A 23218-nucleotide genomic window follows, 5' to 3' on the forward strand; every position below is an offset into this window, starting at 1 on the left:
GGAGTGGGGGTCGACCAGCGCAGCATAAGAAAATGCATGCGCCAAGCTGCCATGCACGCTGTCGCCAAAGACCAGCTGCTTGGAAATGTGTGCATGCCGTAGCACGTCCGTGGGGGCGAGGAACCCAAGCTTCCCAAAGCCGCGACCTCGGAGATTGGCGTTTCCTCTCCCCCATGAAATGCTACGGAATGCACACATCTCTGAGTTCCCAGCCTTTTGCGATGGCACGGAAGTATTCGAGGCCGTGTCGGAAGGTGATGGGACCAGGTGGTTTGGAGGAGGGATAGCCATTCCAGCCGCCAAGGCGGGCAATGATCCAGGCGGCCCATGCGAGACTGTGCCTTGGGTGCGGGTTGTTTTGCAAGGCAGTGCGACCTTGATAGCTGGCATCGAGGCTGTCGAGCACGGCGATGTCGGAAGTGCTGAAGGCATTGGCGGCGTGTTCGCCACCAATGCCTTCGCGGGCCTGGACGAGTTGCAGGATAACCGCCGCAGCCTTGGTGGCGATGGCGGCGAGCTTGATCAAGACCTCGGCGCTGGCGAGTTGGCTGTCCTCGAGGCGCAGGCCGTGCGTCTTCATCAGACGGAACAACTGCTCGATGGTCCAGCGCCGCCTGTACCAGTCGACGATCTGCCAGGCGGCGGCGACGTCGCTGATCTCATGGGTGGTGAGCAGACGCCAGTGCACTGGCTCGGCCGCGGCTGGAGGACCAAGTTCGACGACTTCGACAAGGTTCAGCGTCACGGTCTTCGGCAAATCCCTGGCGCCGGGATTGTCGGGACAGCACACCTCGACCTTGCTGAAGCGCAGGCTCACCTGGGTGCTGCGTGCCGCCCGCTTGTGCGTGGCCAACAACTCAAGCCTGCGCGCGGCCACGAACGGCAGCGCTGCCGTCACGCTCGACAAAGTACCGCCGCCCGCTACGGCACGATCGTGCATCACACGCGTCAAAAGGTGGACATTGCCGCCGGGCAGTGTCGCCCATTCGGCATAGATGTCGCTCTCGCGGTCGGCCACGATCGTAACAGTGGCGGCTTTGGCCAGCACGCTTCTGGCCTGAAGGGCCGTGTCGATCCAGCGGCGCGATTCCTTGTCCTTGAGCGAGCGCTTGGCGTGCGGTGTCTCGACCCGGCCCTTGCGCGTGTAGACGCTGCCGGCCACCAGCCCCAGACAACCGCCGCTCACCGCATCGATGGCCACCATCGCATGCACCAGCACGCCGCGCCCACCACCTTTGCCGATCTCACCCAGGCCGCGTCGCCGCTCGGGCGTGGTGGCAAAGGTGATCTCGCTGGTGTCCTGGATCGCCAACACATGCCGCTCGGCGGCCGCAGACACCGTCTGTTCGCTCCAGCCTTGGATCAACCGCTCGATCGTCACCTTGTCATTGGCCAGCAGGCGATGGAACCCGACCTCCTGCGCCCGCCGGCCCTCGCCAAGCCGGCGCAGGCAGATATCTTGGCGCGCAACCATGCGGTCGAGCAGCATCGCCCCCTTTTGTCGAGGCGCAAATCCCCGAAACGGCCCAGCGACGGTTGCTCAACAAGCATGCGACACCTCGAATCAAGCAAAGTGCCTGACACAGAATCACGCCGAAAGCCGAGACCGCCAGCCCTCCTCAAGCCGAGAGTCAATCCGCCGCACCCCACTCCTAGATGTGTGCATTCCGTAGCCATGAAATGGGGGAGAGGTGGCTCGGCGAAGCCGAGACGGAGAGGGGGAGCGCCATATCCGATTGCCCAGCCCTTGGGGAGAAAGGGGGGCAATTCCATCCCTTCCGTCACATCTCTGGCGCCTCCACCAGCGACACCCCATTCAACCCCGCGACAATATCCGACAGCGCCGGCACGAACTTTTCGCCATGCCCCGTGGCGACCGCCGTCGCAAAGCCGTTGCGCACCACGGCGCCGACCGGGTTCGCAACGCCCGCCGCCTGGGCGAACGAGGCGAGATAGGTCATGTCCTTCAGCGCATTGGCGATAGCAAAACGCTGGGCGTTTTCGTTGCGGTTCAGCACGAAGTCGAAGAAGGCCTGGTAGAAGCCGCAATCCATGCGGCTGCCTGAGATGACGCTGTTGAAGACCTGCGGCGTCAGCCCGGCCTTGGCGCCGAGCGTCAGCGCTTCCGAATAGATGGCGGAATAGCCCATCGAGACGAAATTGTTGAGCAGCTTCATGGTGTGGCCGCTGCCGGTCGGGCCGGTGTGGACGATGCGCGCGGCGAAGGCTTCGAGCACCGGGCGGGCGCGGGCGACCGCCTCGGCAGGGCCGCCGACCATGACGTCGAGCTTGCCCTCGGCGGCTTCCTTGGGCGTGCGCGCCAGCGGCGCGTCGATCAGCGTCACGCCAAGTGCTGCGAGCTCAGCGGCAAGGGCTGTCGTCGAAGACGGGTTGGAGGTCGAGCAGTCGATGATCAGCAGCGGCTTGGCTGCCGTGGCAAGCCCATCCGGGCCCTTGACCAGCGCTTCGACCTCGCGCGAGCCGGTGACGCACAGAATGACGATGTCGCAGGCAGCGGCAAGGTCGCGCGGGGTTGCGACCTCGGTCGCACCGGCTGCGATCAAGCGGTCGGCGGCGGTGCGGCTGCGATGCACGCAGACGGTCAGCGGCCAGCCCTTGCGCAGCAGATTGTCGGCCATGCCGGCGCCCATGCTGCCCAAGCCGATGAAGCCAATGCGTTCTTTCATGCAAACCTCCTATGGCCCGCGCCGGCGGGCTCAACTTTCGTCACCTTGCGGCGGGCACCTGTCGATGCAATGCTTTGAAGAAGAATCGGCCTTCGAACAAGAAACGACCTTTGCCGAAGACTCGGACCGGAGCCCCACGATGGCGGAAACCATGCTTTTCGATGCCATACCGCAGGCGCCCAATCTGCGGACCGGGCTCGTCAACACGCTGATCGCGCAGATCGAGTCCGGCGACCTCGCGCCGGGCCAGAGGCTGCCGACCGAGCAGGAGATCGTCGCCGCCACGGGTGTGAGCCGCACAGTGGTGCGCGAGGCGCTTGCGGCATTGCGCGCCCGCGGGCTGATCACCACGCGTCAGGGCCTCGGCGCCTTCGTCGCCAAGGATCCGCTGCCGCGGACCTTTTCGATCCTGCCCGACGATCTCGAATCGATCGACGAGGTGCTGCGCGTGCTGGAACTGCGCATGGGCATCGAGGTTGAGGCGACCGGCCTTGCGGCCGAGCGGCGCAGCGAGACAGCACTTGCTCAGATGGGCTCGCGGCTGGATGCGCTGGAGGCGGCGGTGCGTGCCGGCGGATCGGGCTCGGAAGAGGATTTCGGCTTCCACCGCGCCATTCTGGCGGCGACGCAGAACCCCAATTTCACCCGGCTGTTCGACACGTTCGGCAGCGCCATGATCCCGCGCCAGTGGACACGGCTCGACCGGATGACCGAGGCCGAGCGGGAAAAATACCTCGACCGCATGCAGCGCGAGCATCGCGCCATCCTCGCTGCCATCGAAGCCAGGGACGTCAACGCGGCGCGGCGCGCCATGCGCAACCATCTGAACAAGAGCTATGCCCGCTTCGAGGATCTGCGCGACAAGGCTGCCCACGACTGAGGGATTGCTCACCCGGCGACTCCGCCGAGATAGAGTTCGCGCATCAGCGACATGTCGCGCAGTTCGGCGATCGGGCCTGAAACCACGATGCGGCCGTTCTGCATGAGATAGCCGCGCGAGGCGACGGCGAGCGCCAGGCCGGCATTCTGCTCGACCAGCAGCACCGAAGCGCCGAAACGCGCGCCGATATCCAGAATGATCGCCTTGATCTCCTTGACCAGCAGCGGCGACAGGCCGAGCGACGGTTCATCCAGCAGCAGCACGCGCGGCCGCGTCATCAGCCCGCGCGCGATGGCCAGCATCTGCTGCTGGCCGCCGCTCAGCGAGCCGCCCTTGTCACGCCGCTTGGTGGCGAGGATCGGAAAGAAGGCCAGCATGGTTGCGAAATCGACTTCCACGGCGGCCTCGTCGCGGCGCGCATAGGCGCCAAGCCGCAAATTCTCCTCGACCGTCATGTCGACGAAAATCTTGCGCCCTTCCGGCACCAGCACGACGCCGCGCCTGGCCATGACATCGGCGGCCAGCCCAGTCACCTCGGCGCCGTCGAAAGCGATGCTGCCAGAGCGAGGTTTGATCAGCCCTGCGATGGCTTTCAGCAGCGTCGACTTGCCGGCGCCGTTAGGCCCGAGGATGGTGACGATCTCGCCTTCGGCCAATGTCAGTGAGACGCCGCGGTTGACGATGGTCGGCCCGTAGCCGGTGACGAGATCGGAGACGGCGAGCAGGCTCACAGATCGCCTCCGAGATAGACTTCCAGCACTTTGGGATCGGCAAGCACCTTATCGGTCGGCCCGTCGGCGATCTTGGAGCCGAAATCGAGCACGGCAAGGCGCCGGCACAGCATCTGCATCAGCTTCATGTCGTGGTCGATGACGCAGACAGTGATGCCGTGGCCGGGCAGCTGGCGGACGAGCCCGACCAGGGACGTGGTTTCGCGGTCGTTGAGGCCGGCGGCGGGTTCGTCGAGCAGGAGCAGCGACGGCCGCGTGGCCAATGCCAGCGCCAGGCCGAGCAGGCGCAAGCTGCCGAAGGGCAGCACGCCGGCTTTTTCTCCCGCGAGAGCCTTCAGGCCGACGAAGTCGAGCAGCGCCTGCGGTGTCGGCCAGGGGTTGGCGCCCGCCCTCGCCCGCACGTGCTCGCCGGCGATCTGGACATTCTCCAGCACGCCAAGCCCGGCAAAGGCCATGGCCTGCTGGAAGGTGTAGCCGATGCCGGCCCGCGATATAGCGTGCGGCTTGAGACCAGTGATGTCTTGCCCGCGAAACGCAACGCTGCCGCCGCTTGGCTTGTGGACGCCGGTGACGACGTTGAACAAGGTCGTCTTGCCCGACCCGTTCGGGCCGACGACGCCGAGGATTTCGCCCTCTTCGATGGCAAGGTCGACGCCGGCAAGGGCGGTGACGCCGCCGAACTGTTTGCTGAGGCCGCGGATCGCCAGGATAGGGCTCATCGCCGCGCCTCCGACGGGGCGGCATCGCGCTCCGTCTCCTGTTTCGGCTTGCTGGCGAAAAGGCCGCGCAGCGCGCGCACGATGCCGCCGATCAGGCCGTCGGGCAGAAGCATGATCACCGCGATCAGGCAGACGCCGTAGACGATGCGCGATTGCACCGGATCGAGGTTGAGCACTTCCGGCAGGAAGGCGACGAGGATGCCGCCGGCGAGCGGCCCCTCGATCAGCCTGGCGCCGCCGATCATCACCATCAGCGCCAGATAGATGCTGGGGAAGGAGGAGAATTGCGCGGGCGAGATGTGGCCGAGGAAATAGGCCAGCAGCACGCCGGAGATGCCGGCAAAGACGCCGCTGACGACGAAAGCGCCGATCTTGTGCCGGCCGACATTGATGCCGAGCGAGGCGGCAAGCTTCTCGTTTTCCCTGATGGCGCGTAGCGTGCGGCCATAGGAGGAGTGGATGATTGCCCAGCTTGCGACGGCCGCGACCGTGACGAAACCCACCACCGTCAGATAGTAGCGCGTCAGGTCGGTCATATCGGCGCCGAACAGGGTGACCGGACCGGCGATATCAAGCCCGGTCGCAGCGCCGGTATAGTCGCCGCCATTGGTGAGCACGATGGCCAGCAACTGGCCGAAGGCGAAGGTCATGATGACGAAGTGATGGCCGCCGACGCGCAGCGAGGGAATGCCGACGATCATCGCGAAGACAGCACTCGCAAAGGCGGCCGCCGGCAGCGCTGTCCAGAAGCCGACGCCGAAGTCGCGCGCGAGGATCGCTGCGGCATAGGCGCCGACACCGACCAGGGCTGCATGGCCCATCGACAGGATGCCGGTCTGGCCGAACAACACCGACAGGCCGTAGAGCGCGATGACGTTGATGCCGGCAGAGATCGCCAGCGACAGGAAACGGTTGCTTGGCGAAAACAGCGGCACGGCCGCGATCAGCGCCAGGATGACCAGCACCGGCAGAAGCGACCGCAACGGCTTGAGGGCGGAACCCGCATTCATGACGCCATCCGGGGTCCGCTGGTGCCGCCGAACAGGCCGTGCGGGCGCACGATCAGCACCAGGATCATCAGGGCGAAGGAATAGGCGTCGGTCCATTGCGAGAAGCCGTAGCCGGCGCTGAAGCCTTCGACGATGCCGAGGATGAGGCCGGCGGCGACGGCGCCGTAGATGTTGCCGAGCCCGCCGATCAGCGCGACGGCGAAGCCCTTCATCACCATGGTGCCGCCGGTGAACGGCGTGATCGGAAACAGCGCGATCAGCAACGCACCGCCAAGGCCGGCCAGCGCACTGCCGAGCACGAAGACGCCGGTGATGTAGCGGCGCACCGGAATGCCCATGAGTGCGGCCGTATCACGGTCCTCGACACTGGCCCTGAGCGCGCGGCCGTAGCGGCTGGCGGTGATCATGCGGAAGCTCAGCGCCACCACGGCGATGGTGATCAGAATGACCATGACGCGGACGGAAGCGATGCGCACGCCGCCGACCTCCCACACCGTGGTCAGCGGGCGCGGAATGCTCTTCTGGTTGGGGTTCCAGAACAGCACGACGACATGCTGCAGGACGACGATGAGGCCGAGCGAGACGATGAAGCCATTGGTCGGCCGCTCCAGCGTGAAGCGGAACAGGCCGCGCTCGAGAATATAGCCCATCAGCCCGACCGCCAGGATCGCCAGTACCACGGCAATGGGGAAACCGAGGCCGGCGCTGACGGCAAGCCAGGTGACGATGCCGCCGATCATCAGGAACTCGCCATGAGCGAAGTTGATGATGCCGGTCAGGCCGAAGATCAGGGTCACGCCGATGGCAATGAGCGTGATGACGCTGGCGATGGAAAGGCCGTTGAGGATTTGCTGGATGAAAATATCCACGGCTGACTTCCGTTGTTCAGGGGTAGCCGGCGATCGAGCCTGCCTGCTTCAGAAAAGAAGGAGTTGGCGGCGGATGATGCCGCCAACTGAGGGATGACACTTAGCTCTTCGGCGCTTCGGCCGGTGGCTGTTGCATGGCGCAGGAGATGGCGCCGCCGGGTGCCGCGGCGCAGACCTCGGTGGCGTGGGTGACCTGGTGCGTCGGATTGAAGGTCAGGTCGTCCGAGACCACGCCCTGATGGTGGAGGCTCAGCAGCGCCTCGACCGTCTTGTCCGGATCGAAGCTGTCGGCCTTCTGCCAGGCTTCGACGAGGAAATGGACATAGTCATGGTAGAGCAGCGACACCGAAGAGGTCACGCCGTGCGGCGCGCCGGCGGCGAAATAGGCGTCGAAATAGGCCTTGGCCTTCGGGTTGGAGGACTCGCCCCAGCACACCGGCACGCAGCTCATCGCCACCGGCACATCGGCCGAAAGCTGCTTTTCCTTCCAGATGCCGGGGTCGACGCCGAACAGGAAGTAGCTTTTGGCGGCGCCGAGCTCAAGCGCCTGCGGCAGCGCCGTCAGCGTTGAATCGCCATTATACCAGAAGTGGATGATGTCCGGATTGAGGCTCTTGGCCCGCGTCAGGAAGGGCGAGAAATCGGTCGTGTCAGGCGGATAGAAGATGATGTCCGGCACGTCCTGCCCTTCGGCCTTCAGCGCCTTGTAGTAGTAGGACGACAGGAACTGGCCGGTGGCATCGTTTCCGACGATCATCACCGATTTCTTCGGCTTGAAGCCGAGCAGCGGCTCGAGCAAGGACAGGACACCACGCGCCGTCGATCCGGAGCGCTGGAACTCCTGCGGTTCGGACTGGAAGAGATAGTGGTCCTCGCCGCCCGGCTTGACGGAGTCCGGGTTGAGGATTTTCGCCAGCGTCGAATTGCCGGCGAAATGGATGATCTTGGCCGGCTGGGTGATCTTGGCCATGGCCAAGGTGAAGTCATGCGTTTCCGAGCCGAAGATCGCCTGCACCTTGACGTCGCGCACCAGTTCCTGGGTCGCGGCGATTGCCGTGGCGATATCGGTGCGGTCGTCGCGCTTGACCATTTCGAGCTTGTAGGTCTTGCCGCCGACCTTGAAGCCGCCGGCATCGTTGATCTGCTTGACGGCAAGGCCGACGCCCGCCGGCAAGGTGTGGCCGGCGGAAACGAACGAGCCCGATTCCGCCGCGACGACGCCGATCTTGACGATGTTGTCCTCGGCGAACGCCGGATGAGCAAGCGCGCCAAGGCACAAGGCCGCCGAGGCGGCCAGTTTAAGCACGGTTTTCAATTTGAGATCCTCCCGACTCCAAATCATTGCAGTCTTACCTGGTTGTCATACAACCCTGTAATCTGGTAAATCTTGTGGACGGGGATGTCAATCGCGTTGCCATGCGATAAGAGGCTTCCCGAAAATCAGAATCGCAAAGCCGGAATTGCCGGCAAGCCGCAGTCAGGAACAGCAAGATGCAATCACGGAAATTCGGCCGCACCGGCAGATCAGTCAGCGAAATCGGCTTTGGCGCCTGGGCAATCGGCGCCGCCTGGGGCGAGGTCAATGACGATGACGCGGTCGCTGCCTTGCATGCCGCACTCGATGCCGGCGTCACCTTCCTCGATACGGCCGATGTCTATGGCGACGGCCGCTCGGAGAAGCTGATCGCCAGGGTGATGAAGGAGCGTGGCGGCGAGCGGCCGTTCATCGCCACCAAGGCCGGACGGCGACTGCCGGCGCAGACCGTCGAAGGCTACAGCCTGGAGAACCTGACCGGCTGGATCGACCGCAGCCTGAAATACCTCGAGGTCGACACGCTCGATCTGGTGCAGCTGCACTGCCCGCCGACCGACCTCTATTACCACCCGGAGGTGTTCGAGCGACTCGACCGGCTCGTCGCGCAAGGCAAGATCCGCAACTACGGCGTCAGCGTCGAGCGTGTCGAAGAGGCGCTGAAGGCGATGGAGTATCCGGGCGTCGTCAGCGTGCAGATCATCTTCAACGCCTTCCGCCAGCGCCCGGCCGAACTGTTCTTCGACCAGGCGAAAAAGAACGATGTCGCCATCATTGCCCGCGTGCCGCTGGCCAGCGGGTTGCTGTCGGGCAAGTTCAAGGCGGACACCAAATTCGAGACCACGGACCATCGCCTGTTCAACCGCAACGGCGAAGCCTTCGATGTCGGCGAGACGTTTTCGGGCGTGCCCTATGAGGTCGGGCTGGCGGCGGTCGAGCGCATCCGGCCGCTGGTGTCAGGCGACACGACGATGGCGAAATTCGCGCTGCGCTGGATCCTGATGTTCGACGCGGTGAGCGTGGTCATACCCGGCGCCCGCAACCCGGCACAGGCGGTTTCCAATGCGGAAGCGGCAGCGCTTGCGCCATTGTCGGCCGAGCTGATGAGCAAGGTGAAGGCGATCTACGACCAGGACATCAAGCCCTACGTGCACCAGCGCTGGTGATTGGCCTAGAGCCGGCTTCGAAATCGAACCGGCAATGGTCGTGCTGGCCGTCGCAGACGCAGTGTGTCTCCTCGCATGCGACCGCCGTCGGATCCGCTATGCCGAGCAGGAATGAGAAGGCGCCGGTGACGAAGCCTTCGAACATGTAGCAGACGCGCTGGCCGGGTTGCTGCCCGGCCTCGAGCGCGAAGATCGAATTCCTCAGGCTGATGCTGCCGCGCCGGCCGGCGATATCGAGCATGTCGACTGAGAACTGGCCCCAGCCGCGTTGCGACAGGCGCTGGAAATAGTGCCGGAACGTGGCTTGCGCGTCGAGGCCCTTGCCCCGCACCTGCGCCTGGCACCATTCGATGGCGGACTTCGCCGTCGATGCGCGCAGGATCGTGCTGTAAGCCTCGCGGCCGAGGGCTGCCTCGACCGCGAGATGATTGTTCACCAGGAAATGCCTGGGCAGATAGACCATCGGCAGCCCGTCGGTCCGCCAGATGCCGCTGGTGTCATCGACATCGATCGGAACCACGGGCTGCATGATGCCGTGGTCTAGGCCGCTTGCCGCTGCGACGCGACCGAGGCCGACTGGTCCTTGTAGAGCTCGCCATCCTTCATGATGACGATGAGGTTCTTCTCATGCACCATCATGTCGAGGTCCTTCAGAGGATCGCCATTGACTAGCAGAAGGTCGGCGATGAAGCCTTCCTTGACCATACCGAGTTCGTCGCCGAGGCCCATCACCTGGCCGCCGAGCCGCGTGCCGCACTGCAGCGCCTCACTGGGCGAATAGCCCAGCAGGTCGACGAAGTGCTTGAGGTCGCGCGCGTTGGTGCCTTGCGGCGTCTGCGCGAAACCATAGTCGCCGCCGATCAGTGCGCGCACGCCGCGCTTGCGCAGTTCGGTGTAGACCTTGCGGCTGTCGTCGAGGATGCGCTGCATGCCGAACTTCACCGCCATCTCATGGGTGAAGCCGAAGGGCTCGCCCTCATAGAGCGTGCCGTAGATGATGCCGATGGCCGGGCCGACGAAGATGCGGTCCTTGGCCGATTCCAGCGCGTCGAGCGCTTCCTCGTCGGCGGATTCGCAGTGGTAGATGACGTCGACGCCGCACTTGACGGCGCGCTTCACCGAACCGGCGGCGCGGGCATGGCAGTTGATCTTCTTGCCGAAGTCGCGCGCCACCTGCACCGCCGTGAGAACTTCGGCCTCGCTCATGACGGTGAGGCCGCCATGCGCCGCAGGGCTCAGATCATCGCCCGAAATGTTGATCTTGATGTTGTCGGCGCCTTCGCGGCAGCAGAGCCGCACCGCCTTGGTGATCTCCTCGACGCCGTCGGCGATCATGCCGAAGCTCTCGTGGTACATATGCTGCTGGCGCTCGTCGCCGAGGCCGCCGGTGACCGTGATCTCCGGACTGCCGGCGCGCATGCGCGGTCCCGGCAACCGGCCGGCATTGATCTCGTTGCGGATGACGATGTCGAGCCTGAGCTTCGAGGTGGCGGCGCTGTAGGCGCTGGTGAAACCATGGTCGAGCAAGGTCTTGGCATTGCGCATGGTCAGCAGCAGATGCTCCTCGGGCGGGATCAGGCCGAGGTCGGAATCCTTGATCGCGCCCCCAAACGAAATATGGGCATGGCCTTCGACAAGGCCCGGCATCAGCGTCATGCCGCGGCATTCGACCGTCGTCGCGCCCTCGCCCGACAATTGTCCGGGCGTGCGTGCGATGGTGACGATGCGGCCATTGTCGACCAGCAGATCGGCCGGATAGGCGTCAGCGCCCGTGCCGTCCCAGATCATGGCATTTCGAAACATCACTCTTGTCATGACTTCGTCCTTTCGGAGTTGGCGAGGGTTATTGGTTGACGGCCTGGGCTGCGATGACATCGTCGGCCACGACATTGGACAGGATGCCGACGCCTTCCAGCTCGACTTCGCAGATATCGCCATGCTTCATGAACAGCTGCGGCTTGCGCGCCACGCCGACGCCGGACGGCGTGCCGGTGACGAGGATGTCGCCCGGCTCCAGCGTGATGGCTTCACTGATGATCGAGATCAGCGAGACGACATCGAAGATCATGTCGTCGGTCGAGGCGTTCTGGACGATCTCGCCGTTGAGGCGCGTCTGGATGCGCAGGCCCTTGCCGCCAGGCGGCAACTCGTCCGCTGTGACAAAGATCGGCCCGAAGGAACCGGTGCCATCGAAATTCTTGCCGACGGTCCATTGCGGCGCCTTGGTCTGGAAGTCGCGGATCGAGCCGTCGTTGAAGATGGAATAGCCGGCGACATGGCTGAGCGCCTGGGCCGGTGCAATGTGGCGGCCGGCCTTGCCGATGACCGCAACCATCTCGCCCTCATAGTCGAGCTGGATCGAGGCCTCCGGCCGGCGGATCGCCGCACCATGGCCGATCAGGCTGGTCGAGAAGCGGGCGAACAAAGTCGGATAGGTCGGCGGCACGAAGCCGCTCTCGATCGAATGGTCGACATAGTTGAGGCCGACGCAGATGATCTTGCCGGGCCTCGAGATCGGCGGCAGCCATTCGACGGATTTCGCATCGATCCGCCGCCCGCAGGCCAGCTTCTCGCCGGCGGCCTGCAGCGCCGGCGTGCCTTCGGCAATCAGCTCGTCCAGCCATCCGGGAAACATCGCATCGCTGGCGTCGATGCCGCGGAACTCACCTGCCGGCAAGGCAATCGCCAGCCCAGGTCCCCGCGACGATTTATAGGCTGCAAATCGCACTGGCCACTTCCTCGCTTGTGAAGGCTGGACTTTGTTGAGAAATTATATATCTGTCAACAGAGAATATATTATTTTGCATTCTGATTTTCCGCTGGGATAATGTATCAAGGCCCCTCGAAGGATGGATTCGCCCGCAGGCAAACGAATGGCTAGGGAAGGCTCGATCAATCTCACCCAGGGCGCGTATGAGGATTTGCGCGCCGACCTGTTGTCGTGCCGGATCGCACCCGGCAGCCGGCTCAAGGTCCAGGAGCTGTGCGACAGGCTGTCCGTCAGCCTTGGCGCCATCCGCGAGGCATTGTCGCGACTGACGTCCGAAGGACTGGTCGTGGCCGAACCGCAGCGCGGCTTTCGCGCCGCGCCGATCTCGGCCGAGGACCTGCTCGACCTCACCAAGACGCGCATCCAGATCGAAACACTGTGCATCCGCCGCGCCATCGAGGTCGGCGACGTCGCCTGGGAATCGCAGCTGGTCGCAGCGCTCCACCGGCTGTCGCGCACGCCCGAGCACACGCCGGATGATCCGGTGCATTCGAGCGACGAATGGGCGACCGCGCACGCGGCCTTCCACAAGGCGCTGGTCGCCGGCTGCGACAGCCGCTGGCTGCTGCGCCTGCGCGACCAGCTGTATGACCAGAGCGAACGCTATCGCCGGCGGTCGGTCTCGCTGGCGCCAAGGGCGCGCAACATCAGCAAGGAACATCAGGACCTCGCCAACGCGGTGCTCGACCGCAATGCGGAGAAGGCATGCGAATTGCTGGCGGCGCATCTGGCTGTCACCACAGACATCCTGCTGGCCGCCGAAGCCGACGACCTGCCGGCGCGCAAGACGATCGAGCGGGCGTAGCTTTTCATTCAGCTTCCTCCGGCGAAAAACAAAACGCCGCTCCTGCGAGGAGCGGCGTTTCGCGTTGCAGTCTTACTGGCGCAGGTTCGTCCAGATCCGGTCATAGGCGCGGATCGCCTTCTCGTCGCATGACGGCGCGAAGGTGATCTTGAGATCGGCCGGCGGATTGAATTCGGGCGAGCCGCCGACGTCCGGCGCCAGCAGTTTGTTCGATCCGGCGATCCCGCTCTGGTAGCCGGTGTATTTCTGCTGCAGCGCGATGTTTTCCGGGTCCATCAGGAAGTTGAGGAACTTCTTGGCATTGTCGAGATTGGGCGCCGTCGTCGGCACCGCGACATTGTCCATCCAGCCAACCACGCCTTCCTTGGGGTAGACGTATTTGACCGTCGACTTCTGCTGGCGGGTCGCCAGCGCCTTGCCCGACCACTGCTCGTGCATGACCGTTTCGCCGGCGACCTGGCGCTCGACGATGCCGTCGGAATTGTAGACTTTCACGAACGGCTTCTGCGCCTCGAGCAAGGCATCGAGTTCTTTCAGATCCGCCGGATTGCTGTTGCACTGGTCCTTGCCGAGATAGACCAGCGCGAGCGATATCACCTCGGTCGGCGAGCCGAACATGCCGACCTTGCCCTTGAGCTCCGCCGGCGGATCGAACAGCGGCTTCAGGCTGTCGGTCGGGCCTTTGTAGACCGCGGTATCGACCGAATAGGAGGTGGTGCCCCACACCCATGGCACGGTGTATTTCGCATCCGGATCCCAGGGCCGGTGCTGCCACTTCGGATCGACATTCTTGAAGTTCGGCATCGCCGCAGCGTCGACTTCCTGGAACAGCTTCTGCTTGACGAAGATCGGCACGAAGTCGTTGCTGATGATCATCACGTCGTAGCCGGCGGCACCCGAGCTCAGCTTGGCGAGCGCGGTTTCGTTGGAATCGTAGGTGTCGATGGTCACCTTGATCCCGGTCTCGGCCTCGAACTTCTTGATCATCTCGTCCGACGTGTAGTCGGTCCAGTTGTAGATGTGCAATTCGCCGGCATCGGCGAGCGCGCTGGTGGTGATTGCGCCGAGCATGGCGGCGGCAAGAGCTATCCTCGAAAGTCCTTCTTTCCATTTGGTCACGGTTGTTCTCCTCTGGTCTGGTCTTATTTTTCTAGGCAAGTCTGTTGCGTCGTCCGACGAGCAGGGCCGCGGCGACGAAGACGATGGAAACGGCAAGCAGGATGGTGGAGATGGCGTTGACCTCCGGCGTCACGCCAAGCCGCATCATGCCGTAGATGTAGACGGGCAAGGTGGTCGATCCCGCGCTCGACACCATCATCGAGATCAGGAAATCATCGAGCGAGACGACGAAGGCCATGATGGCGCCGGCCGAGATTGCCGGCAGCAGCAAGGGCAGCGTGACGCGGCGAAACAGCCGCCACTCGTCGGCATAGAGGTCGCGCCCCGCTTCCTCCAGTGTGCCGCCCATATCGCGCAGCCGCGCCTGGATCGGCAGCAGCGCGAACGGAATGCAGAAGACGGTGTGGGCGATCATCAGATTGATCAGCCCGTGATGCATGCCGAGCCCGGAAAAGAAAATCAGCGTGGTGATCGCCACGACGATCTCCGGCACCACCAGCGGCATCGCGATCAGCGCTGTTGCAGCACCCCGCCCGAAGCGCAGCCGGCCACGTTCCAGCGCAATGGCGCCGGCAGTCGCAATCGCTGTCGAGGCGATGGTGGCGACGATGGCGATGATGACGCTGTTGAAGGCGGCGTCGCGGATCGCGCCATTGTTGGCGACGGCGACGAACCATTTGAAGCTGAAGCCGGCCCAGACGGTGACCAAGCGGCTCGAGTTGAAGGCGTAGATGACCAGGATCAGCAGCGGCGCGTAGAAGAACACGAAGATCAGCGCGGTGTAGGCCGACAGTCCGGGCGTGTGCCGCCAGTCGAAAGGCTTTGCGCCGTTCATCATCGTTCCTCCTGCGCCCGGCGCGAGCGGATGACGAAGACGGTCAGCACGACGACCGTCACGACCGTCGAGAGTGCCGCGCCAAACGGCCAGTTGCGCGATGAGGTGAACTGCATCTGGATCAGGCTGCCGATGAGCAGCTTCTTGCCGCCGCCGAGCAGGTCGGGCGCCAGGAAGGAACCCAGCGCCGGCGCGAAGACAAGCGTGGCGCCGGCCAGCGCGCCGGGCCTCGCCAGCGGCCAGACGATGCGGCGGAAGACGGCGGCGCGGCTGGCGTAGAGGTCGTGAGCCGCCTCGATCAGCCTGACATCGATGCGCTCCAGCGTCGAATAGATCGGCAGCACCATGAAGGGCAGGAAGGTGTAGACGAGGCCGAGCAGGATCGGCCCGTCATTGTAGAGCAGCGGCAGCGGATCGGAGATGATGCCGGCATGGCGCAGCGCGCCGTTGGCCAGGCCTTCGTCGCGCAGGATCAGGATCCAGCAATAGGTGCGGATCAGCGTGTTGATCCAGAATGGCAGCGTGACGGCAAACAGAAGGATGCGCCGGCGCTCCGGTGTCTGGCAGACGATATACCAGGCGACGGGAAGGCCGAGCACGAGGCAGATGACGGTGGTGGCGATCGCCAGATAGATCGAGCGCAGGATGATCAGCGCATAGCTCGGCGAAAACACCAGGCTGTCGTCGAAGTCGCGCTGGTAAAGGAACTGCAGATAGGCGTCGAATGTCGCCGGCGCGGTGACGCCGCCATAGGGATTGGCGGTCATGAAGGAATAGGCGACCGCCAGGAACAGCGGCAGCACCATGAAGATGCCGATGACCAGCATGGCCGGCGCAATCAGGAGATAGGTGCGGTTCGGACCCATCTCAGTTCGCCAGCTCGCGTTCGACGGCACGGGCCCAGTCGACGACGACCTTGTCTCCTGTCGCGAGGGACGCACCGCCGCGCGAGCGCGAATGCAGTTTTGCCCCCTCCTCCAGCACGACCTCATAGAGCGTGTCGGAGCCGAGGAAGGTGATGGCCGAGACCGCGCCCGTGGCGTGGCCGCTGGCGCCGTCCGATACCGGCGAGACGACGATGTGTTCGGGGCGCACGACGATCGTCTTTGCCGGATCGCGGCCAAGGGCGGCACCGGGCAAAAGGTTGGACTCGCCGATGAAGTCGGCGACGAAGCGGTCCCGCGGATTGTCGTAGATGTCGCGGGGCGTGCCGACCTGCAGCACGTCGCCGCTGCGCATCACCGCGATCCGGTCGGACATGGCCAGCGCCTCCTCCTGGTCGTGGGTGACCAGCACGAAGGTGATGCCGGTTTCGCGTTGCAGCCGCTTCAATTCGCTCTGCATACCCTTGCGTAGTTTGAGGTCGAGGGCCGATAGCGGTTCGTCGAGCAGCAGCACACTCGGCTTGGGCGCCAGCGCGCGCGCCACCGCGACACGCTGCTGCTGACCGCCCGACAATTGTGCGGGGCGCCGCGTGGCAAAGCCTTCGAGCCGGACCATTTCCAGCGCTTCCCTGACGCGCTCGTCGATCAGCGCTTTCGGCGCGTTCTGCATTTCCAGCCCGAACGCGACGTTTTCGGCGACGCTCATATGCGGGAACAGCGCGTAGCTCTGGAACACCGTGTTGACCGGCCGCTTCTGCGGCGGCAAGGCGGCGACGTCGCTGCCCGCGATGCGGATGGCACCCGAACTTGGCGCCTCGAAGCCGGCGATCAGGCGCAAGAGGGTTGTCTTGCCGCAGCCCGACGGGCCGAGCAGCGTGAAGAACTCATTGTCGTAGATTTCCAGGCTGACTTCTTTCAGCGCATGCACCGGATCGGCGTCCCTGGTCACGAAGGACTTTGACACGCTGTGGATGTCGATCATGACCGGCACATTCCTGGACTGCAGGGAGATGGCCCGAAGGCCATCACGGCCGCCTGGCGCCGCACTTAAAAATTCGCTCCAAAATTATATTTGTCAACGGATAATATATTGTTTTTGCGTTTCGACACACGAATGTGTGGTAGGCCCGTTTTCGACCTGTGTTGGAGCCTTCGCGTCTCAGAGCACCTTGCCGCTTTCGAGGTCGAGCAAATGCATGTGGCCCATGCCGAGCGACAGCGTCGCCATCTCGCCCGGCTTCGGTGTCGCAGCGGGGTCGATGCGTGCCGTCGCCTCCGCCCCGGCGACAAGCACATGCAGCAGCGTCTCCATGCCCATCGGCTCGACGACCTCGACCGGCACCTTGATGTCGACTGTATCGGGCCGCTCGCGCTGCTCGGTGATGTGCTCGGGACGCAGGCCGAATTCAAGCTCGCGCCCGACATGGCCGGCATAGCGCGCGGTGCGGGAAGCAGGCACTGCGAGTGCCGTGCCATCGCCGAGCACGACCGCCAGCCTGTCGCCGCGCCCTTCCAGCCGGCACTTGAAGAAATTCATGCCGGGACTGCCGATGAAGCCGGCGACGAAACGGCTGGCCGGCTCGTGATAGAGATCGTTGGGCGGCCCGATCTGTTCGATCCGCCCCTTGTTCATCACCACGACGCGGTCGGCCAATGTCATCGCCTCGACCTGATCATGGGTGACGTAGACCGTGGTGGTGGCGACCATCTGGTGCAGCTTCTTGATCTCGGCGCGCATCTTGACCCTGAGCTTGGCGTCGAGATTGGAAAGCGGCTCATCGAAGAGAAAGACTTTCGGCTGGCGCACCATGGCGCGGCCCATGGCGACGCGCTGGCGCTGGCCGCCGGAGAGCTGGTGCGGCTTGCGCTGCAAGAGCTCGCTGAGGTCGAGTATGTCGGCGACACGGGCGATGCGTTGCGTCACCTCGGCGTCCGGCACCTTGCGGATGCGCAGGCCGAAGGCCATGTTCTGCGCTACCGTCATTTGCGGATAAAGCGCGTAGCTCTGGAAGACCATGGCGATGTCGCGGTCCCTTGCCTGGACGTCGTTGACCAGCCTGCCGCCAATATGGATCTCGCCACCGCTTGGCCGGTCCAGCCCCGCCACCATGCGCAGCGTCGTCGACTTGCCGCAGCCGGAGGGTCCGACGAGAACGACGAACTCGCCCTCGGCAATGTCGAGATCGATGTCGTGGACGACCTTCAGGTTCTGAAAACTCTTGGAAATCTTGCGCAGTTCGACGTCGGCCATGGCGCTATTCCTTTGCCGCGGGTGCGAACATGTCGAGCGCCAGTGCCGCGGCACCGATCACGCCGGCATCGTTGCCGTGCTCGGCCGCCACGATAACCGGCGGGCGGCCGGGTTTGAGCAGCACGAAATCCCTGACATTTTTGGCGATGCGATCGATGAAGAAGGGACCGGCCAGCGACAGGCCGCCGCCGATGATTGCCGCCTCGATGTTGAGCATGTTCGACATGATGCCGATCATCTGGCCGAGCCAGCGCGCCACTTCGTCGACCACCTGCAGCGCGATCGGCTCGCCACCCTTGGCCAAATCCACGACGGTCTCGGCGTCTTTGGCATCCGTGTCCGGCTTGAGCTGGCGATAGCGATTGACCAGCGCGCGGGCGCTGGCCAGGTTCTCGACCATGCCAGGCACCGGATCGGCGATGTCGGTGCGGACCGGATCCAACGAGATGCAGCCGAATTGCGGCGGCAGCCCATCCGGGCCGTCGATGACCTTGCGATCGATGACCATGGATCCGCCAATGCCGGTGCCGAGCGTCAGCAGCGCAAAGCGCGAGAACGGACGCCCGGCGCCGTGGCGCATTTCGCCATGGGTGGCGCTGACGGCATCGTTGCGGACAACGGCCGGCACACCGAAGCGGATGCTGAACAGCTTTGACAGCGACCCTTTCAACAGGGCCGGGATTGCCGGGCAGCGGCCATTGAGCATGCCGGTCTCGGGATTTGGCGTGCCGGGCACGCCAATGCCGATGGCGGTGATGTCGGGATACGCCTTTCTCAGCTCTTCGGTTGCCTCGGTGACCAGATGGACGAAATCTGAAAATTCGATGTCGCGATGCACCGGGACAGCACCGCGCGCCAGGACCTTGCCTGAACCGTCGACGACGCCGAGCTTGACCAGGCTGCCGCCAATGTCGATTCCAACAGCGGTTACCATCAGGCCTCCTTGCGGATGCGCACGTTGAGCCGCCGTCCGAGGTTGGGGTAGATCATCTTGTCGGGATCGATGCCGCGCGCGATCGCCAGTTCGCAACCGTACCATTGCAGCGGCATCGGCGCCCAGCAGCCGGCAAGCCATTGCTGCTCCGGCGCTGTCGGCCAGCTGACATCGAGGTCGAAGCGGGTCGGGTGGCCGGAGAGGTTGAGGACGGCCGCGCGCGGTCCGAGCTCGGCCAGCGCCTCGCCGAGATTGGCGGCGACCTTCGCCTCGGTCTCGGTCTGCGCGATTGATATCACCAGGCTGTTGTCGGTCGTGCCATAGACATGGCCGTGCAAGGCCTCCTCAGTGTCGAAGGCAGCGGTTGGCACGCCGCTGATCTCGGCGATCTTGAGCGAGGCCTCGAGTGCTGTGCCGAGATGCGTCGCCTGTCCGGCGACCAGTATGTAATCGGGGATGCCGAAGCGGGTGATCAGATCTTTGGCTGCCGCCAGACCGGTTTCCGCAGTCTGCTCCAGTTGCGCGACCAGACCCGACAGATCGATCGTCTTGTCGGCGAGCTTGGCGGCGACGGCCAGCACCGAGATGACGGTCGCGGTGTAACCCATGGTCTTGGGGCCGACCGTCTCCGGGCCGATCGGCATCACGATGATCTCGGCGCCGGTCTCGGTGATCAGGCTGCCGGCCTCTCCGGTGATGACAAGGGTGGGAAAGCCTAATTGCACCGACAGGCGCACCGCCTCGATCGTGGTGATGCTCATACCGGACTGCGAGGCAGCCAGAACCAGCGTGCGCTGGTTCGACGCCCTGGGCGGCAGGCGCAGGAAAGCCTCCGGCTCCTTGGCGATCACCGAGGCGCCCGTGCCCTCCTCCAGCGCCTCGGCGCCGGCCAGCAGCGCATTCATCGACGATCCGGTGCCGAGCAGCACGATCCGCTCCGGCTTCTGGCGCAGGCTCGCAAAACCAGCGAGGTCCGCGCCGATCGCCGCGGGGAGACCGGTGAGGGTCGCGGGCTGCCGGCGGATGTAAGTGCCTATCTGCATTTCAGTGTTCCATCAGTTCGAAATTGTCGGTCTTGTTAAAATCTGTCGGAGGTACGGCTATTTGCTGTAGCCCTTGCTCAGGCCGCTGATGAATTGCCGCGAGAACAGGGTGAACAGCAGCACCAGCGGCACCGCGCCGAGCGTCAGCGCGGCGAGCAGTGCCGGATAGTCGTTCATGAATTGGCCGACGAACCGCTGCACGCCGAGCGTCACCGTCTGGTTCTGCCGGCTTGGCGCCAGGATCAGCGGGAACCAGAGGTCGTTCCAGACCGGCAGCATGGTCAGCGCTGCGACAGCGGCGAGGCCCGGCCTGACCAGCGGCAGCACGATCCAGAAGGTGCGCAGCTCGCTCGCGCCATCCATGCGGGCAGCTTCCTTGAGATCGGTCGGCACGGTGCGGAAATAGGTGACCATCAACGTCACCGCGATCGGGATACTCATGGCGGTGTAGACGAGGATGAGCGCCGCCAGCGTGTCCATCAGTCTCCAGGCGAGCATCATCTGGATGAGCGGGATGGTGCCGAGCCGGATCGGCAGCATGATGCCGAGCACGAACAGGCCGCTAAGCAGCGACGCCGCCCGCACCCGGTATTCGACCAGCGCAAAGGCGGCGAGCGTCGACAGCACCACCGTCAGCACGATCGTCGTCACCGTGACAATGAGGCTGTTGCGGTAGTTGACGATGAAATTGCCACGCGTGAAGACGCGCTTGTAGCCTTCGAGGCTGAAGGTCTTGGCCGTCGGCAGGTCGAACGGCCCGCTGAAGATCGCCGGCGTCGTCTTCAGCGAATTGATGATGACGATCAGCACCGGTCCGATGGCAAGCAGCACGAACAGGATCAACAGTGCGTGCACGATGATGCGTTCGAATGTCCAGGGTTCGCGATCCTGGCGGCGACGGGCGGCTGGAATGGTGAGGCCTGGAGCGCTCATCTCAGCTCCTAGACCGAATAGGATTTCAGGCGGCGCTGGATCAGCCAGAAATAGGCCGCGGTGACCAGCAACACCGTGAGGAAGATGACCGTTGCGACCGCGCTACCCAGATCGAGATCGGCAAGCTGCCCGCTCGAGCCGAAGAAGGTGCGGTAGAAGTAGGTGCCGAGAATGTCGGTGCTGTAGTTCGGTCCGGGTGCCGAGCCGTTGAGCGCGAACACCAAGTCGAAGCCGTTGAAGGTCCAAATGTAGGTGAGGATCGCGATCAGCCCGAATTGCGGCGCGATCAGCGGGAACTTGATCTTCCAGAAGGTCGTCCAGCCGCCGGCGCCGTCGATGTTGGCGGCTTCGACAAGCTCGTTGGGCACCGCCAGCAGGGCGCTGTAGAGGAAGACCATCGGAATGCCGAAATACTGCCAGACCGACATCAGCGAAATGGTGGTGAGTGCTGTCGATTCCGTACCCAGCAAGGGAAAGCCGACCAGGCCCCAGAGCGGGTTGATGATCAAGCGCCAGACGAAGCCGACAATGACCACCGACAGCGTCGCCGGAATGAACAGCAAGGTGCGGTAGATGCCTTCCGACCGCGCCAGTTTGCCTGACGTCAGCAACGCCGCCAGCAGCAGCCCCATCGGCACTTCGACGATCAGGTGGATGGCGAAATACTGCATGTTGTTGAGCAACGCATTCCAGAAGCGGGCGCTGATGGTCGGGTGGGTGAACAGGCGCTCGTAATTGGCGAAGCCGACGAAGACATCACCCGAGGCGCCGCTGGTCTGGAAGAAGCTCATGACGATCGAGGTCGCCAGCGGCAGCACGGCAAAGACCAGATAGACGGCCAGCGCCGGCAGCACGAACAGCAGCAGGTTTCGGTAAGCGGCAGCGGGAGATATCAACGTAAGACCTCATGTTCACGCCGGCCTGGCGCCGGCGTGCCGGGAGGCTTGCGCATGCCCCGCCATCTGGCAAGGCATGCGCGAAGCGGTGCCGGATTACTTCTTCTGCGGTCCGTACCAGGAGGCAAGGCCGGCCTGGAGTTCAGTGGCGACCTGCTGCGGCGTGACGTCGGATTTGGTGAACATCACCTGCAGCAGACGCCAGGTCTCGTCGTCGAGCGGCGGCGTGCCGGCACTCAGACGATCCAGCGCCAAACGCGGGGTCAGCTCGGCGCCCTTCTTCAGGTCGGCGAAATCCTGCGCCAGCTTGTTCTTGTAGGTGACCGGCTTCGAGCTCATGGCGAAGAAGCCGGGGGCGGCGTTGACATAGAGTTCCTGGAACTCAGGCCCGGCCACCCAGTCGAGGAAGGTTTTTGCCGCGTCCTTGTGCGTGCTCTTGGCGTTGATGCCGATGCCCATGTCCGGCATTTCCTGCAGGTAGCGCTTGTCACCGGCTTTCGGCACCGGCGGACCGAACACACCGACATTGAGGCCGGTCGAGGTCGCCTGGTTGATGTCCCATGAACCGTCGGGAAGGATGGCCGCCTTGCCGAGCGTGAACAGCTGCGTCATGTCGGCATAGTTCAAGCTCTCCTGCCCGGCGGGCAGGAACGGCTTCCAGGCTGCGAAGGCAGCGATGGCGTCGACGAATTCGGGATCGGTCAGCTTCTTCTTGCCGTCGATCAGGCCGAGCCGGCCCTCCTCGCCTTTCCAGTAGGCGGGGCCGATCGAGTAGAGGCCGTTATAGGCGAGCTGCCAGGATTCGGCCGCGCCATAGGCCAGCGGCGTGTAGCGGCCGTCCTTCTTGATCGCCGTGAGCACATCGATGAACTCGGCGCTGGTGGTCGGCACCTTCAGGCCCAGTTCCTTGAAGATGTCGGCGTTGTAGTAGAAGCCGGCGAGCACGGCGGCGACCGGCAGGCAGTAGGCCTTGTCGTCGGCGCCCGACCACGCGGCCCGCGAGGTTTTGTCGAAATTTGCCAGGCCCGGCAGGCCTTCGAGCGACTCGAAATAGCCGCGCTTGATCCATTCGCGGTTCACGTCGAAGGGGCGGCAGGTGATCAGGTCGCCGCCGGCGCCGCCTTCGATCTGCGACTGGATGGCGGCGTTGTATTCATTGGTGTTGATCGGCGCGAACTCGACCTTGATGTCGGGATGCTTGGCCTCGAAGGCCGGAAGGATGGTGTCCTGCCACACCGCGATATCCTCGGTGCGCCAGCTGTTCAAGGTGATGGTGACCGGGTCGGCAAACGCGGCACCGACACCGCCTGAAAACATCACGCCGAGCGTCGCCGCCAGCGGGATCGATACACGTATGGAACGCATTGTCCTGCT

The 23218-nt window shown here is 64.2% G+C and carries 23 protein-coding genes; 3 read left to right on the top strand and 20 right to left on the bottom strand.

From position 1 onward, the window contains the following. Window positions 1–181: 181 nt before the first annotated feature. Both DBIPINDM_RS08765 and DBIPINDM_RS08770 read right to left on the bottom strand, forming a co-directional pair. The gene (locus DBIPINDM_RS08765) at window positions 182–1489 is read right to left on the bottom strand and encodes an IS4 family transposase (protein WP_258582665.1); all 1308 of its coding nucleotides are present in this window, start codon (window positions 1487–1489) and stop codon (window positions 182–184) included. A 292-nt stretch (window positions 1490–1781) separates the two neighbouring features. Beyond that, window positions 1782–2687 carry an NAD(P)-dependent oxidoreductase gene (locus tag DBIPINDM_RS08770; protein WP_258585366.1) on the bottom strand — a complete coding sequence of 302 codons (906 nt, stop codon included), beginning with the start codon at window positions 2685–2687 and terminating at the stop codon, window positions 1782–1784. A gap of 139 nt (window positions 2688–2826) precedes the next feature. Here DBIPINDM_RS08770 and DBIPINDM_RS08775 point away from each other — a divergent pair, with 139 nt between their 5' ends. Next, on the top strand, window positions 2827–3567 hold the full coding sequence (locus tag DBIPINDM_RS08775) for a FadR/GntR family transcriptional regulator (protein ID WP_258585367.1): 741 nt from the start codon (window positions 2827–2829) through the stop codon (window positions 3565–3567). 8 nt (window positions 3568–3575) lie between these two features. Here the strand turns inward: DBIPINDM_RS08775 and DBIPINDM_RS08780 are convergent, their stop codons facing one another. The 5 genes from DBIPINDM_RS08780 to DBIPINDM_RS08800 all read right to left on the bottom strand — a co-directional run bounded on the left by DBIPINDM_RS08780 (window position 3576) and on the right by DBIPINDM_RS08800 (window position 8202). Continuing rightward, the gene (locus DBIPINDM_RS08780; protein WP_258585368.1) at window positions 3576–4298 is read right to left on the bottom strand and encodes an ABC transporter ATP-binding protein; all 723 of its coding nucleotides are present in this window, start codon (window positions 4296–4298) and stop codon (window positions 3576–3578) included. Further along, window positions 4295–5017 (bottom strand): ABC transporter ATP-binding protein, encoded by a 723-nt coding sequence (locus DBIPINDM_RS08785; protein WP_258585369.1) that lies wholly within the window; start codon window positions 5015–5017, stop codon window positions 4295–4297. Before DBIPINDM_RS08785 ends, DBIPINDM_RS08780 begins: the two co-directional genes overlap by 4 nt. Then, entirely contained in the window at window positions 5014–6027 is a 1014-nt protein-coding gene (locus tag DBIPINDM_RS08790; RefSeq protein WP_258585370.1) for a branched-chain amino acid ABC transporter permease, read from the bottom strand. Before DBIPINDM_RS08790 ends, DBIPINDM_RS08785 begins: the two co-directional genes overlap by 4 nt. Further along, window positions 6024–6896 carry a branched-chain amino acid ABC transporter permease gene (locus tag DBIPINDM_RS08795; RefSeq protein ID WP_258585371.1) on the bottom strand — a complete coding sequence of 291 codons (873 nt, stop codon included), beginning with the start codon at window positions 6894–6896 and terminating at the stop codon, window positions 6024–6026. The genes DBIPINDM_RS08790 and DBIPINDM_RS08795 overlap by 4 nt, the downstream gene beginning before the upstream one ends. 100 nt (window positions 6897–6996) lie before the next feature. Further along, window positions 6997–8202: an ABC transporter substrate-binding protein gene (locus tag DBIPINDM_RS08800; protein WP_258589226.1), complete on the bottom strand. Its 1206-nt coding sequence runs from the start codon at window positions 8200–8202 to the stop codon at window positions 6997–6999. Window positions 8203–8387: 185 nt separating this feature from the next. Here DBIPINDM_RS08800 and DBIPINDM_RS08805 point away from each other — a divergent pair, with 185 nt between their 5' ends. Next, window positions 8388–9374: an aldo/keto reductase gene (locus DBIPINDM_RS08805; RefSeq protein ID WP_258585372.1), complete on the top strand. Its 987-nt coding sequence runs from the start codon at window positions 8388–8390 to the stop codon at window positions 9372–9374. On the opposite strand, the gene DBIPINDM_RS08810 is transcribed toward DBIPINDM_RS08805, so the two are convergent. From DBIPINDM_RS08810 to DBIPINDM_RS08820, 3 genes are read right to left on the bottom strand one after another with little or no spacing between them, the layout of a single operon-like run. Further along, window positions 9346–9903: a 4-vinyl reductase gene (locus DBIPINDM_RS08810; protein WP_258585373.1), complete on the bottom strand. Its 558-nt coding sequence runs from the start codon at window positions 9901–9903 to the stop codon at window positions 9346–9348. The genes DBIPINDM_RS08805 and DBIPINDM_RS08810 overlap by 29 nt on opposite strands. Window positions 9904–9914: 11 nt before the next feature. Beyond that, complete coding sequence (locus DBIPINDM_RS08815; RefSeq protein ID WP_202351108.1) at window positions 9915–11189, bottom strand: metal-dependent hydrolase family protein; 1275 nt, start codon at window positions 11187–11189, stop codon at window positions 9915–9917. Window positions 11190–11217: 28 nt separating this feature from the next. Then, window positions 11218–12102 (bottom strand): fumarylacetoacetate hydrolase family protein, encoded by an 885-nt coding sequence (locus DBIPINDM_RS08820; protein WP_258585374.1) that lies wholly within the window; start codon window positions 12100–12102, stop codon window positions 11218–11220. Window positions 12103–12247: 145 nt separating this feature from the next. Here DBIPINDM_RS08820 and DBIPINDM_RS08825 point away from each other — a divergent pair, with 145 nt between their 5' ends. Then, the gene (locus DBIPINDM_RS08825; protein WP_258585375.1) at window positions 12248–12949 is read left to right on the top strand and encodes a GntR family transcriptional regulator; all 702 of its coding nucleotides are present in this window, start codon (window positions 12248–12250) and stop codon (window positions 12947–12949) included. Window positions 12950–13021: 72 nt separating this feature from the next. On the opposite strand, the gene DBIPINDM_RS08830 is transcribed toward DBIPINDM_RS08825, so the two are convergent. The 10 genes from DBIPINDM_RS08830 to DBIPINDM_RS08875 all read right to left on the bottom strand — a co-directional run bounded on the left by DBIPINDM_RS08830 (window position 13022) and on the right by DBIPINDM_RS08875 (window position 23209). After that, entirely contained in the window at window positions 13022–14068 is a 1047-nt protein-coding gene (locus DBIPINDM_RS08830; protein WP_258585376.1) for an extracellular solute-binding protein, read from the bottom strand. Window positions 14069–14099: 31 nt separating this feature from the next. Beyond that, window positions 14100–14903 carry an ABC transporter permease gene (locus tag DBIPINDM_RS08835; protein ID WP_258585377.1) on the bottom strand — a complete coding sequence of 268 codons (804 nt, stop codon included), beginning with the start codon at window positions 14901–14903 and terminating at the stop codon, window positions 14100–14102. Beyond that, window positions 14903–15769, bottom strand: coding sequence for an ABC transporter permease (locus tag DBIPINDM_RS08840; RefSeq protein ID WP_258585378.1), 867 nt, complete (start codon window positions 15767–15769; stop codon window positions 14903–14905). Before DBIPINDM_RS08840 ends, DBIPINDM_RS08835 begins: the two co-directional genes overlap by 1 nt. A gap of 1 nt (window position 15770) precedes the next feature. Next, on the bottom strand, window positions 15771–16769 hold the full coding sequence (locus tag DBIPINDM_RS08845; protein ID WP_258585379.1) for an ABC transporter ATP-binding protein: 999 nt from the start codon (window positions 16767–16769) through the stop codon (window positions 15771–15773). A 177-nt stretch (window positions 16770–16946) separates the two neighbouring features. Beyond that, the gene (locus DBIPINDM_RS08850; protein WP_258585380.1) at window positions 16947–18038 is read right to left on the bottom strand and encodes an ABC transporter ATP-binding protein; all 1092 of its coding nucleotides are present in this window, start codon (window positions 18036–18038) and stop codon (window positions 16947–16949) included. A gap of 4 nt (window positions 18039–18042) precedes the next feature. Then, window positions 18043–18972 carry an ROK family protein gene (locus tag DBIPINDM_RS08855; RefSeq protein WP_258585381.1) on the bottom strand — a complete coding sequence of 310 codons (930 nt, stop codon included), beginning with the start codon at window positions 18970–18972 and terminating at the stop codon, window positions 18043–18045. Further along, the gene (locus tag DBIPINDM_RS08860; RefSeq protein WP_258585382.1) at window positions 18972–20015 is read right to left on the bottom strand and encodes an SIS domain-containing protein; all 1044 of its coding nucleotides are present in this window, start codon (window positions 20013–20015) and stop codon (window positions 18972–18974) included. The genes DBIPINDM_RS08855 and DBIPINDM_RS08860 overlap by 1 nt, the downstream gene beginning before the upstream one ends. Window positions 20016–20072: 57 nt before the next feature. Further along, complete coding sequence (locus DBIPINDM_RS08865) at window positions 20073–20948, bottom strand: carbohydrate ABC transporter permease (RefSeq protein WP_258585383.1); 876 nt, start codon at window positions 20946–20948, stop codon at window positions 20073–20075. Window positions 20949–20956: 8 nt separating this feature from the next. Beyond that, window positions 20957–21844: a carbohydrate ABC transporter permease gene (locus tag DBIPINDM_RS08870; protein WP_258585384.1), complete on the bottom strand. Its 888-nt coding sequence runs from the start codon at window positions 21842–21844 to the stop codon at window positions 20957–20959. Between the two features lie 96 nt (window positions 21845–21940). Then, window positions 21941–23209, bottom strand: a complete 1269-nt coding sequence (locus DBIPINDM_RS08875; protein ID WP_258585385.1) for an ABC transporter substrate-binding protein — start codon at window positions 23207–23209, stop codon at window positions 21941–21943. Window positions 23210–23218 lie beyond the last annotated feature (9 nt).

It is taken from the genome of Mesorhizobium sp. AR02, from assembly GCF_024746835.1.
Classification (GTDB): domain Bacteria; phylum Pseudomonadota; class Alphaproteobacteria; order Rhizobiales; family Rhizobiaceae; genus Mesorhizobium.